Origin of the sequence: Halomonas sp. PR-M31 (assembly GCF_001039575.1) — a bacterium.
GTDB lineage: Bacteria > Pseudomonadota > Gammaproteobacteria > Pseudomonadales > Halomonadaceae > Modicisalibacter.
The window spans coordinates 20,256-32,907 of sequence record NZ_JIBT01000014.1 but is presented as its reverse complement, the minus strand read 5'-3'; the positions used below and the strand labels follow the sequence as shown (position 1 = coordinate 32,907).

Annotated in this window: 14 protein-coding genes; 6 read left to right on the top strand and 8 right to left on the bottom strand. The window is 58.3% G+C overall.

Going from position 1 to position 12,652, the window contains the following annotated elements; all coding sequences use genetic code 11:
- Window positions 1-81: 81 nt before the first annotated feature.
- From CH74_RS04840 to radC, 8 genes are all read right to left on the bottom strand, one after another.
- Entirely contained in the window at window positions 82-1,095 is a 1,014-nt protein-coding gene (locus CH74_RS04840; RefSeq protein ID WP_048306336.1) for a tryptophan--tRNA ligase, read from the bottom strand.
- A gap of 126 nt (window positions 1,096-1,221) precedes the next feature.
- The gene (gene ald / locus CH74_RS04835; RefSeq protein ID WP_048306335.1) at window positions 1,222-2,337 is read right to left on the bottom strand and encodes an alanine dehydrogenase; all 1,116 of its coding nucleotides are present in this window, start codon (window positions 2,335-2,337) and stop codon (window positions 1,222-1,224) included.
- A 60-nt stretch (window positions 2,338-2,397) separates the two neighbouring features.
- Window positions 2,398-2,730: a DUF2007 domain-containing protein gene (locus CH74_RS04830; RefSeq protein ID WP_053070638.1), complete on the bottom strand. Its 333-nt coding sequence runs from the start codon at window positions 2,728-2,730 to the stop codon at window positions 2,398-2,400.
- A 2-nt stretch (window positions 2,731-2,732) separates the two neighbouring features.
- Window positions 2,733-3,923, bottom strand: a complete 1,191-nt coding sequence (locus CH74_RS04825) for a class I SAM-dependent rRNA methyltransferase (protein WP_048306334.1) — start codon at window positions 3,921-3,923, stop codon at window positions 2,733-2,735.
- 126 nt (window positions 3,924-4,049) lie between these two features.
- On the bottom strand, window positions 4,050-4,880 hold the full coding sequence (gene mutM / locus CH74_RS04820; RefSeq protein ID WP_048306412.1) for a bifunctional DNA-formamidopyrimidine glycosylase/DNA-(apurinic or apyrimidinic site) lyase: 831 nt from the start codon (window positions 4,878-4,880) through the stop codon (window positions 4,050-4,052).
- Between the two features lie 94 nt (window positions 4,881-4,974).
- On the bottom strand, window positions 4,975-5,130 hold the full coding sequence (gene rpmG / locus CH74_RS04815) for a 50S ribosomal protein L33 (protein ID WP_048306333.1): 156 nt from the start codon (window positions 5,128-5,130) through the stop codon (window positions 4,975-4,977).
- A gap of 29 nt (window positions 5,131-5,159) precedes the next feature.
- Window positions 5,160-5,396, bottom strand: a complete 237-nt coding sequence (gene rpmB / locus CH74_RS04810; protein WP_048306332.1) for a 50S ribosomal protein L28 — start codon at window positions 5,394-5,396, stop codon at window positions 5,160-5,162.
- A 215-nt stretch (window positions 5,397-5,611) separates the two neighbouring features.
- Window positions 5,612-6,286 carry a DNA repair protein RadC gene (gene radC, locus CH74_RS04805; RefSeq protein WP_048306331.1) on the bottom strand — a complete coding sequence of 225 codons (675 nt, stop codon included), beginning with the start codon at window positions 6,284-6,286 and terminating at the stop codon, window positions 5,612-5,614.
- A 165-nt stretch (window positions 6,287-6,451) separates the two neighbouring features.
- On the opposite strand from radC, the gene CH74_RS04800 reads away from it, so the two are divergent.
- From CH74_RS04800 to argB, 6 genes are all read left to right on the top strand, one after another.
- Window positions 6,452-7,780: a PQQ-binding-like beta-propeller repeat protein gene (locus CH74_RS04800; protein ID WP_048306330.1), complete on the top strand. Its 1,329-nt coding sequence runs from the start codon at window positions 6,452-6,454 to the stop codon at window positions 7,778-7,780.
- Window positions 7,781-7,818: 38 nt separating this feature from the next.
- On the top strand, window positions 7,819-8,238 hold the full coding sequence (locus CH74_RS04795) for a hypothetical protein (protein WP_156181378.1): 420 nt from the start codon (window positions 7,819-7,821) through the stop codon (window positions 8,236-8,238).
- Window positions 8,239-8,301: 63 nt separating this feature from the next.
- Complete coding sequence (gene coaBC, locus CH74_RS04790; protein WP_048306328.1) at window positions 8,302-9,621, top strand: bifunctional phosphopantothenoylcysteine decarboxylase/phosphopantothenate--cysteine ligase CoaBC; 1,320 nt, start codon at window positions 8,302-8,304, stop codon at window positions 9,619-9,621.
- Window positions 9,621-10,103 carry a dUTP diphosphatase gene (dut, locus tag CH74_RS04785; protein ID WP_048306327.1) on the top strand — a complete coding sequence of 161 codons (483 nt, stop codon included), beginning with the start codon at window positions 9,621-9,623 and terminating at the stop codon, window positions 10,101-10,103. The genes coaBC and dut overlap by 1 nt, the downstream gene beginning before the upstream one ends.
- A gap of 85 nt (window positions 10,104-10,188) precedes the next feature.
- Complete coding sequence (locus CH74_RS04780) at window positions 10,189-11,571, top strand: phosphomannomutase/phosphoglucomutase (protein WP_048306326.1); 1,383 nt, start codon at window positions 10,189-10,191, stop codon at window positions 11,569-11,571.
- Between the two features lie 99 nt (window positions 11,572-11,670).
- Window positions 11,671-12,597: an acetylglutamate kinase gene (argB, locus tag CH74_RS04775; protein WP_048306411.1), complete on the top strand. Its 927-nt coding sequence runs from the start codon at window positions 11,671-11,673 to the stop codon at window positions 12,595-12,597.
- Window positions 12,598-12,652 lie beyond the last annotated feature (55 nt).

The following is a 12,652-nucleotide window of genomic DNA, read 5'->3' as shown; positions in this document are numbered from 1 at the left end:
TGCCACTAGATTAACGAACCCGCACCCTTTTAAAAAAGTATTTAAAACAGTACAACCATTCCCAAATGGAATAAAAAAGAATCAGATGAACCGTCCCAAACCCACGGCGTGACGCAACCTTTCCATCAAGGGCGCCGCCTCAGCCCGGGCGCGCTCAGCGCCTTTTTGCAACACGGTCTCGATATGACCTGGGTCCTCCATCAGCGCCATGTAGCGCTCCCGAGGCTCGCGCAGATGCATGTTGACATAGTCAAAAAGCGCATCCTTGGCCTCGCCCCACCCGATGCCTTCAAGGTAGCGCTGGCGCATATTGGCACTCTCTTCCTGGGTGGCAAAGGCCGAATAGATCTGAAACAGCGTGCAGCCCTCCGGGTCCTTGGGCTCACCCGGCTCCAGGGAGTTGGTCTTGATCTTGCGCACCAACTTGAGAAGCTTCTTCTCGGACACGAACAAGGGAATGGTATTGTTATAACTCTTCGACATCTTGCGGCCGTCAAGCCCGCCGAGTACCTGAACGCGCTCATCCACCACCGCTTCGGGTAGCGTGAAATACTGTCCCTTGTAGAGATGATTGAAGCGACCGCCCATGTCCCGGGCCATCTCGATATGCTGGATCTGATCGCGCCCCACCGGCACCTTGTTGGCGTTGAACATCAGGATGTCCGCAGCCATCAGCACCGGATAGCCGAACAACCCCATGGTCACGCCCTTGTCCGGGTCCGGCTGGCCGGCGGTCTCGTTGTCCGCCACCGCTGCCTTGTAGGCATGGGCCCGGTTCATCAAACCCTTGGCGCAGACGCAGGAGAGCATCCAGGTCAGCTCGGGAATCTCGGGTATGTCCGACTGGCGATAGAAGACGGCATTGTCCGTGTCCAGTCCCAGCGCCAGCCAGGTGGCGGCGATCTCGAGGCGCGATTGCTGCACCCGTTTGGGGTCCTGGCACTTGATCAGCGCATGCAGATCCGCGAGAAAATAATAGGGCTGAACGCTCGGGTCCTGGCTGGCTTCGATGGCGGGCTTGATGGCGCCGACATAATTGCCGAGATGCGGCGTACCGCTAGGGGTGATACCGGTAAGAACACGGGTCTTTTGCATGAGAATAGCGTATCTACGTGATCGATGAAGAATCTCGTCAGTGTACAACGCCGAGGGTTTTTGATGCGACCGCCGGTCGGAATGCCAACGCCGAAACGGCGGCCGATACAGTGGCATCTATCTCTATCAGCCAACGAGGGAGCGCGGATCGACGCCTTCGAGTCCAAAAGCCTCCGCCACCGCCGGATGAGTGACTTGGCCAGCATGCACGTTGAGCCCTGGCAGGAAATGCTCGTCCTCTGCCAAGGCCTGCTGCCAGCCCTTGTTGGCCAACGCCGCGACGAACGGTATGGTGGCATTGGTCAACGCCTGGGTTGACGTGCGAGCCACCGCGCCAGGCATGTTGGCTACGCAATAATGAACAACTTCGTCGATGATATAGGTCGGCTCATCGTGAGTCGTTGGCTTGCTGGTCTCGAAACAACCGCCCTGGTCGATGGCCACGTCCACCAGCACGCTACCGGGGTGCATATCCGACAGTTGCTCCCGAGTAATCAGCTTAGGCGCCGCGGCCCCAGGAATCAGTACCGCGCCGATAATCAGATCGGATTCGCGTACGGCCTTTTCCATGGCATCGGTGGTGGAATAGACGGTGCGCAAACGACCCTGATAGCGATGATCAAGGGCCTCGAGGCGCGGCAGCGATTTGTCGAGCACGGTGACGTCGGCACCCAATCCCAATGCCATGCGCGCAGCGTTTTCACCGACCACGCCACCCCCGATTACCGTCACCTTTGCCGGCCCGACTCCCGGCACGCCAGGTAGCAGAATGCCTGAGCCACCTTGGGCTTTTTCCAGACTATGGGCACCGGCCTGAACCGCCATACGCCCGGCGACACGACTCATGGGCGCCAGCAAGGGCAGGCCGCCCTGTTTATCGGTGACGGTTTCGTAGGCAATACAGGTCGCTCCTGTCTCCATTAGGCTCTTAGTCAGTCCCTCTTCCGCTGCCAAATGCAGATAGGTAAACAGCGTTTGCCCCTTGGAAAGACGTGCCACTTCTTCCTGCTGCGGCTCCTTAACCTTGAGGATCAGCTCGGCATTGTTCCAAAGAGCTTCCGCGTCGTTTTCGATAGTGGCACCCGCCGCCTCGTAGTCCGCATCGGGAAAACCCGAGCCGTTACCGGCAGATGACTGCACCACGACTTGATGGCCACGCTCGGCGAGCTCTCGCACCCCGGTTGGAGTCAGAGCGACGCGATATTCATGGTTTTTGATTTCCTTGGGGACGGCAATCTTCATAGGAACTCCCTGCCTTAGATTTGAAAAGATACTGATATTCAGTACAGCATAGGCAAGGAGTCACGACAAAATCGAGGCAGCCGGTTTTGTACTGCCACACTGCCAGCAGGCATCGAATACGCCTTCCAGAAGCTCGCCACATTGAAGGCAACGCCATACCTGGGCCGGTTCTTTTGGTCCGTTCAGCGCTTCTTCGATCAATGTTTCGGCACGCGCGCGATTGCGTGCCGCCACCCATACCTCAGGCTCACATTCACCAAGAGGAAGCTCTCCCGCAGCCCCTCCCAGAGTCATGTTGCGCAGTTCGCAGGCCAGTCCGGCACTCTCCAGCACGTTGCGAACATGGCCTACCAACAAGGCATTGCTGTGTCGAAAAACACGCACATGATCCATGGTCAATCGCGGAAGACCCGCACCCCAAGCGCCTTGAGATAGGCCGTTTCAGGAATAGCAGGATGCACCGGATGATCCGGCCCTTGCCCGCCCTGATAAATCACCTGGCCATGACGATCCTGATGGCGCACCGCGCCGCGAACGCACTCGATCAAACGCTCCTGCGCCAGGTGCATGGAACAAGAGGCGCTCAGCAACAGTCCATCCCGGCCAAGCAGACGTATCGCCTCACGGTTGAGGCGTGAATAGGCCCGTTCCCAGTTGGGAATGTCCTTGCGCTTTCTGATGAAGGCAGGCGGGTCGAGAATAATCACATCGAATTGCTCGCCCTCGGCTTTGAGCGTCATCAACGCCTCGAACGCATCCGCCTCGGCCACTGTCACCTGCTCGGCCAGCCCATTAAGCGCGGCATTTTCAGCAACTTGCGCCAAAGCGTCGGATGAGCTATCCACACACAGCACCTCACTTGCACCGTGAGCGGCTGCCTGCACTCCCCAGCCGCCCACATAGCTGAACACGTCGAGCACGCGCTTGCCTGCGACCAGATGATTGAGCCAGCTTCGGTTGGCACGATGATCGAAGAACCAGCCCGTCTTTTGTCCCCCCAGCACCGGCACGCTGAAACGCACGCCGTTTTCTTCCATCAACACCTGTTCCGGCAAAGTGCCCTGTACCACTTCAACCTGATGTTCGAGGTTTTCAAGACGTCGTCCGGAGGTATCGTTCTTGAACACGATGGCACGCGGTGAAAGCACCTTGTCCAATGCCGCCACGACCTCCTCGCCCAGGTGCTCCATGCCTAGGGTATTGAGCTGGACCACCAGTACATCGTCAAACCGATCGACGATCAGACCCGGCAGCAGATCGCCTTCTCCGTGAACGAGCCGATAAAAAGGTTTATCGAACAAGCGCTTTCGCAATGCCAATGCCTGATTGAAACGGTGTACCAGCAAGGAGCGATCCAGGCGCACATTGGCATCCCGAGAGACGACACGAGCACAGATCAGTGAATGAGGGTTGACGTAAGCGATGCCCATCGGCTTGCCATTGGCAGCTTCCACCACGGCCTGAGCCCCGGGCTCGATGCCCTTGAGCGGCGTCTCGTCGATATCGATCTCGTTAGAGTAGAGCCACAGATGACCCGCTTTCAGGCGACGATCAGCATTCTTTTTCAGACGCAAGCGTTCGGACATGAAAGGCTCCAGCAAACCAGGAAAAGGACGGACATTCTACTCTGTCCGGAGAATGACAATAGAGATGAGAAGAGAACAGGGCAAGGCGCACTATTTTTACTTAGGACGCCTCTAAGCAACGAATGATTATTTTTGGCAATCTGGACAGAACACGCTCGCCCGCTGCCCCAGGGTCACTAGACGCAATTCTCCGCCACAGCGACGACAGGCCTGCCCTGCTCGGCCATAGACATTGAGACGCTGAGCGAAATAGCCAGGTTCACCGATGCCGCTAACAAAATCCCGTAGCGTGGTGCCTCCTTGAGTAATAGCGTCAGCAAGCACGTCTTTAATCGCCTCGGTCAAGCGCCTGTAGCGCTCTTTCGAGATGCGCCCCGCGGCTCGGCGCGGATCGATGCCGGCAAGATAGAGCGCCTCGCTGGCATAAATATTACCTACCCCGACCACCACCGCGTTATCCATCAGGAACGGTTTCACCGCCATTTTGCGGCCCCGGGACAACCGGTACAAATGATCGTCATCGAAATCCGGTGACAAGGGCTCCGGGCCAAGACGTTTCAAGCGTGGATCTTCTTGCACACTACCCTGAAGCCAGTCGACGAAACCGAACCGGCGTGGATCGTGGTAACGCAAGATAGCGCCGCCTTCGACCACCACGTCGATATGATCGTGTTTCTTCGGCGGATCACCGATACGGGCAATACGCAGGCTGCCGGACATGCCCAGATGCCAGATCAGCGTGCGCTTCTGGCCTCGAGGATCGATCAGGGGGATCAGCAGGTACTTGGCCCGCCGCCCCAGCTCGCCGATGCGCTGGCCAATGAGAGTATCGGGCAGGTCATTCGGCACCGGTGTACGCAAACGACTATTGCGCAGAATAACTTCGCGAATTTCGCATCCTTCGATGTGGGGAGCAATGCCGCGACGGGTGGTTTCGACTTCGGGGAGCTCGGGCACGAAAGGCTCTCGGCGAACAAACAGGAATGAAATATGACCGGAGACGAAAAGACCCGGCATGGCCGGGTCTTTTCAGGGAGGCAACAAGATCTAACTACTTGATCTTGCCTTCCTTGTACATCACGTGCTTGCGAACCACCGGGTCGAACTTCTTGAATTCGAGCTTATCCGGCGTGTTGCGCTTGTTCTTGTCGGTGGTATAGAAATGGCCGGTACCGGCGCTTGATATCATTCTGATCTTGTCACGCATGACCCGTATTCTCCTGGATTACTCTTGAACTAGAAGCGTTCGCCGCGCTTGCGAAGATCGCCGAGCACCTCGTCGATACCTTTCTTATCGATGATGCGCATGCCCTTGGAGGAGAGGCGCAGCTTGACGAAGCGCTTCTCGGACTCCACCCAGAAACGGTGGGTATGCAAGTTGGGCTCAAAACGACGACGCGTCTTGCGCTGAGAGTGGGATACGTTATTTCCAGTCACCGGACGCTTGCCGGTAACCTGACATACTTTGGACATTGAGAGCCTCCAACCGCTGGGCGAGTTGTTCAAAACCTGTCGGGCAAACCGCAAGAGAGAATGGCAGCGACCGCTTTGCGCCCCCTACTTCAACCCAAGTTAACCCAAGAATTCAAAGGGTGCACTTTATACCAGACAGCGCGAAAAACGGCAACATCTCATGCCACAAGAAACAACTTGCTTACGCCGCATGGACTGAGCGCAGCCAGTACATTCTACAGCCAGCCGCGTTCGGCAAAGGACACCACTTCCCCATCGCCCACCACGAAATGATCCAGCACCCGAATTTCGAACAATTCAAGTGCTTCGACAAGCCGCCGGGTGATGCGCCGGTCCGCATCGCTGGGCTCCGCCACACCGGACGGATGATTGTGGGCAAAAATGATGGCGCCAGCGCCCAGCTCAAGGGCACGGCGGGCAACTTCCCGCGGATAAACCGAGGCGCTGTCCAGGGTGCCGCGAAACAGCGATTCGAAGCGGATTACCCGGTGCTGGGTATCGAGGAATAGTGCGGCAAACTCTTCATGACCGAGATGGCGCATTTGCGCCACCAGATAGGCCCGCACCAGCGCTGGAGACGTTAACGCTCCGCCGCGTTCGAGCTGACAGGCCAGATGTCGCCGGGACAGTTCGAGCACCGCCTGCAGCTGTACGAACTTGGCCATCCCCAGGCCGTGCTCGGCACAAAAGCGCGTCTTGTCCGCTTCCAGTAGTTGGCGCAGCCCACCGAAACCGCTCAACAGATCTCGGGCCAGATCCACCGCGGATCGCCCTTTCACCCCGACGCGCAGAAAGATCGCCAGCAACTCTGCATCCGACAGCGCCGTGGAACCTAAAGACAACAGTTTCTCCCGAGGGCGTTCGCCCTCGGGCCAATGACGAATCGACATTCTCGTTCCCTACGTTTTTCTTATATGAACAACTGCTATTTCCTGAATTATAAGCATCTACCGATAACAGCAAATTTTGGTCTTTAAACGGCTTTTTGAACTAGACTGGCGATTGCTCGATTTTTACGCAGGGGCTGGAATCAACCCAACCCGAGAGAAAAGATCATGAAACGAACTTTTTTGTTCTTGCCAACAATCATTGGTTGCTTATTGGCAGTACCGAGCCTGGCAGCAGACCAGGACACCTTTGGACCCAAAGAATGGACGCAGTATCGGATAAATCCCAGCAACAATGCGGTTTTTGACAACGGTGGCGAACCATTGCCCCGCATGACGTTTCGTACCGGGGATCAGGTGCGGGCAACGCCGGTGGTGGTGGGCAATGCCTTGTACGTTGGCAACCACGCCACCGGTGGCATGTTTCGGTTCGACTTGCCCAGCGGCAAGGTAGCCTGGAACGATGACTATCCCTGGTATCGGCATACCCCCAACTGGATTCACTCGGACATGATTCAGTCCGATGGCCGCATTTTCGTCGGCTATGGCAATCGTGCTTTTCAGAACGAGAATCTACGTGGCACCGGCGACAGCGGCGTGATGGCAGTGAACCCGGAAGACGGCACGACCCTGTGGAAGCACAAAACCGTAGGCGAGGTCATGACCACGCCAATTCTCTGGGAAGACACGCTGTACGCCACCACTGGCGGCGGCAAGCTTATCGCCTTGGCGCCGGATAGCGGCGAGCAGCAGTGGTCGCTTGATCTGCCAGGCTGGGTAAGCATGTCCTCGCCAACGATCAAGGACGGCGTGCTTTATGTGGGTTCGCTCGATTCCGTGGTGGCCGTGGATCTCGAGCGCCAGGAAATTCTCTGGAAATTCGAGCAGAAGGCCACCTTTACCGATGTACCCCCGGCGGTATCAGAAGATGGCGTCGTGGTCATCACCGCCATGATGGAATCCGGCTGGCTTTCCGAAGAGCAGAAGCAGCAATATTCAAGTCATCGTGGTTTCTTTCACTTCATCTATGCCTTTGATGCGAAATCAGGCGACCTGCTGTGGAGCGATCTGCTCGGCAGCGGACCCAAGCAAGACAACAACACCTCCGGCGCTCCGGCCATTGCCGGAGACAGCGTCTATGTGGGCAGCCCCTACACCTTGTCGTTTTTTGCCTACGATCTGAAAAGCGGCAAGCGTCACTGGGAGTATCCGGTAGGGTCCAAGATCAAGGGCGCGCCGGCCATCACCGATGACAAGGTCATTTTCGGCGATACCGACGGCTTCCTGCATCTGCTAAACGCCAAAGAAGGCCGGCCGCCGATGTGCGACAACGGGTTTCGTTCCGGCAAGTTCAAGGTCGGCGGCTCGACCAGCGGTGGCAAGAATGTCGCCCTGGCGCCAGGCGGTCCTGTGGTTATCAACCGCACGGTTTTCGTCGGCAGTCAGGATCTGTTCGTGCATGCGATTCCCATGACCATGCTGGAATGTCGTGGATGATTGAACGTCAACGTCAGAAAACAAGGAGGAACACTTCGATGTCACATCATAGAATCAGAACAAGGACCCTCCTGTTCACCTCTCGTCGGCTTGCAGACCTGTGTCTGGCCGGGGCTATTGCATCGACTTCGATGGCTGCCCTGGCGGCGGAGCCTCAGCCGGCGCCAGGCTCCACCTTGAGCGGCGAGGAAATTCGCCAGCAGATTCTGGGGCACCGTGTACAGGGCAGCATGTCGGACGGCCAGCAGTACAACGAGGCCTACGGCCAAGATGGCGTCATCGTCGGTGACGGCTACACCGGGCAGGCCAGCGTGCAGGACGATCGTCTATGTCTTGATTACGGCAGCGGTGACACCACCTGCTATCAGGTGCGGCTGGACGACGAGCAGCACGTCGAATGGCTTGAGAATGGCGATGTGGTCGGTGATGGCGTTGTTTCCAAGACGCAAACTCCTTAGCGATTACGCACCTGGGTGTCGGCAATGGTAAAATGGCCGATTGCTCTTCGGGGAGAATCACGCATGTCGCAACGCACACACGCCTCGCTGATTGGAACGCGTATCCTGCTGGGAATCAGCGGCGGGATCGCGGCCTACAAGAGCGCGCATCTGGCGCGGCTTCTGAAAAAAGCCGGGGCCGAGGTGCGGGTCGTTATGACCGAAGGCGCCCAGGCGTTCATCACGCCGCTGACCTTGCAGGCGCTGACCGGGGAGCAGGTACGCACCTCGCTGCTCGACCCCGAGGCGGAAGCCGGCATGGGCCATATTGAGCTGGCGCGCTGGGCGGAGCTGATCCTGATCGCTCCGGCCACCGCGGATCTGATGGCGCGTCTGGCTCAGGGCCAGGCGGACGATCTTCTGACCACGCTATGTTTGGCAAATGACGCCCTGTGGTGCATGGCCCCGGCCATGAATCAGGCCATGTGGCGTCATCCGGCCACGCTGGAAAACGCTCGTCGCCTGGAAAAATACGGCTGGCACCTGCTGGGTCCGGACGCGGGGGATCAAGCCTGCGGCGATGTGGGGCCCGGGCGGATGTTGGAACCCGAGGCGATTGTGAATGAATTGCTGGACCGTCTAACTGACACTGGGTCAAAACCCTCTGGCCTGGCACAACACGCAACGGATGCCGCTGAGTTGACCATCACCATCACCGCCGGGCCGACCCGGGAGCCGCTGGATCCGGTGCGCTATCTCTCCAATCACAGCTCCGGCAAGATGGGTTATGCCCTGGCGCAAGCGGCTGTCGAACGGGGTGCACGGGTACGATTGATAAGCGGCCCGGTGGCCCTCGAAACGCCCCCCGGGGTCGAACGTGTCGACGTGGAGTCCGCCTTGGAAATGCTTGAAGCAGCCCAGAAAGCCGCCGTTGATAGCGACATATTCATTGGCTGCGCGGCGGTGGCGGATTACCGCGCCGAGCAGATCGCCGAACACAAGATCAAGAAGTCCTCGGATGAGGACGCCCTGACTCTGCGACTTGTCAAGAATCCGGATATCATAGCGACGATTGCACAAAGTGCCGTCGACTCTCGACCTTTCGTCGTCGGCTTCGCCGCCGAAACCCGTGATCTCGAACGCTATGCCCTGGATAAGTTGACCCGCAAGCAGCTGGACATGATCGTGGCCAACGATGTCGGTCGGCCGGGCCTTGGTTTCGGGGCCGACGAGAACGCGGCTCTGCTACTGTGGCGTGGGACCGAGAACGAGGCCGCGCCGGGACGTCTTGAACTGTCGCCTCAGCCCAAGACGATGCTTGCCGCCAAGATCATCGACACGGCGATAAAGCGCCTGAGCGCCACCGACGAACAATCCTCTTGCCCCTCTTCACAGGTCACTTAATGAGCGAAAAAGCACCATCGACCACCGCTAGCCCTCGACTCGCCGTAAGAATTCTTGACGACCGGGTTCACGACTATCCGCTACCCCATTATGCAACCCAGGGCAGTGCCGGCATGGACCTACGGGCGCTGCTCGATGCACCTCTCGAACTCGCCCCGGGGGAGTGCGAACTGGTGCGTACGGGGTTGGCTATTCATATCAGCGATCCGGGTCTTGCCGGCATGATTCTGCCGCGTTCGGGCCTTGGCCACAAGCACGGCATCGTGCTGGGCAACCTGGTGGGGCTGATCGACTCCGATTATCAGGGCGAACTGATGATCTCGGTGTGGAACCGCGGCCAGACGCCGTTCGTGCTCGAACCCGGTGAACGTCTGGCACAGTACGTGCTCGTTCCCATCGTTCAGGCCGAACTCGAGGTGGTAGAGGATTTCACCACGAGCAAACGAGGCGCGGGGGGGTTCGGCCACTCCGGGCGCCACTAGCCTTGCATACTCTCATTTACTTTCGATCCATGCCTTTCGACCCACTTTCTTCAATCAACTCTTCAACCTACTCAAGGAAGACGCCATGACTCAGATAACGCCCTCCATTTTTCGTGCCTACGATATTCGCGGCATCGTCGATGACACCCTGACCGAAGAGAGCGTCGAGTTGATCGGTCGTGCCATCGGCAGCGAAGCCGCTGCCCGGGGCGAGTCCACGGTGGTGGTGGCCAGGGACGGTCGTTTATCCGGCCCTAAACTGAAGGACGCACTGGCACGCGGGCTCACCGCCGCCGGCCAGGACGTGATCGATATCGGTATGGTGCCGACCCCGGTGCTCTATTTCGCCACATATGTACTCGACGGCACCGCCTCCGGCGTCATGGTCACCGGCAGCCACAATCCGCCGGACTACAACGGCTTCAAGATCGTGCTCGACGGCGTGACCCTATCCGGCGATGCCATCACCGCGCTGTATGAGCGCATCAAGAACGACGATCTGGAAAACGGCCAGGGCACGATTCGGGAAGAGGACATGCGGGACGCCTATCTCGATCGCATCCTCGGTGACGTCACTCTCGAGCGCAAGCTCAAGGCGGTGGTGGACTGCGGCAACGGTGTAGCCGGTGAGCTGGGGCCCAAGCTGATCGAGCGCCTCGGTGTCGAGACGGTTCGTCTGTTCGACGACATCGACGGCACCTTCCCCAATCACCATCCGGACCCGGGCAAGCTGGAAAATCTTCAGGACGTCATTAAAAGCGTCAAGGAAACCGGCGCCGACATCGGCCTGGCCTTCGATGGTGATGGCGATCGCCTGGGCGTGGTCACTCCCAAGGGTGAGGTGATCTATCCTGACCGTCTGATGATGGCCTTCTCCGAAGACATGCTGAGCCGCAATCCGGGCGCCAAGGTGATCTTCGACGTCAAGTGCACTGGCAATCTGGCCCAGGTGATCGAGAACGCCGGCGGTACGCCGGAAATGTGGCGCACCGGCCACTCGCTGATCAAGGCGCGTATGAAGGAGACCGGCGCTCAGCTTGCCGGTGAAATGAGCGGCCATATCTTCTTCCAGGAGCGCTGGTACGGCTTCGACGACGGCCTCTACGGCGCCGCGCGTCTGCTGGAAATTCTCTCCAAGCAGGACGACGACGCGGATACCTTCTTCGATCGCTACCCGCAGGATCTGGGCACCCCGGAACTCAACGTCGAAGTGACCGACGACAACAAGTTCGACATCGTCGAGCGTCTGGCCAAGGAGGGCGACTTCGGCAACGACGGCGTCAAGACGACCCTGGACGGCATTCGCGTGGACTATTCCGATGGCTGGGGACTGTGTCGCGCCTCCAATACCACGCCCATGCTGGTACTTCGTTTCGAGGGCAAGAGCCAGGAAGCGCTGGAGCGCATTCAGGATAGTTTCCGTCATGCCCTCAAGCAGGTTGCCCCGGACGCCGATATTCCTTTCTGACAGCCAATTGCTTTTGAAAGGCCGGCTTTGATGCCGGCCTCTTTCATTATCGTTACCATTTCAGCTACGCACGTTCATCTGCAAAAAGGCTGCAACTCCATGACTCAACAGACCCGTGATCCGCGTCAGGTTGTCGAGATACTGTCTGAAGCCCTGCCCTACATCCAGCGCTTTTCCGGCAAGACCGTGGTGGTCAAGTATGGCGGCAACGCCATGACCGAGCAGACCCTGGTCGATTCCTTTGCTCGGGACATGGTGCTGATGAAAGAGGTAGGCATCAATCCGGTAGTGGTTCACGGAGGTGGCCCACAGATCGGTGATCTGCTCAACAAGCTCAAGATCGAGTCGCGCTTCGTCAACGGCATGCGGGTGACGGATGCGGAAACCATGGATGTGGTGGAAATGGTCCTGGGTGGCCTGGTCAACAAGGGGATCGTCAACCTGATCAATCAGTGCGGGGGCAAGGCGATTGGCCTGACCGGTAAGGACAGCGGACTGATTCGCGCCCGCCAACTGAAGGTAAGCCATCAAAGCCCGGAAATGACCGCGCCGGAAATCATCGACATCGGTCACGTCGGCGAGGTCGAGCATGTCTCCACGGAGCTGATAGAGATGCTGACCGCCCGACATTTCATTCCAGTGATCGCGCCAATCGGGGTGGATGGTCAGGGACGCAGCTACAACATCAATGCGGATCTGGTGGCGGGAAAGGTGGCGGAGGCGCTGAACGCAGAGAAACTGATGCTTCTGACCAACGTCGCCGGACTCATGGATGGCGATGGCAAAGTGCTCACGGGGCTCTCGACGATTCAAGTGGATAATCTAATCGCTGACGGCACCATCCATGGCGGCATGCTGCCCAAGATTCGGTGTGCCCTGGAGGCGGTCAAGGGTGGCGTGGTCAGCTCTCATATCATCGATGGCCGTGTGCCTCATGCAACGTTACTGGAAATCTTCACCAACGCTGGGGTAGGCACGCTGATCACCAATGACGACAACCCATCTATCATGAGTGAAAGCCTATAAATGGATGCCATTGACGAGCGCATTACTCACTAGCGTCTAAATTCCTGTTTGCCCC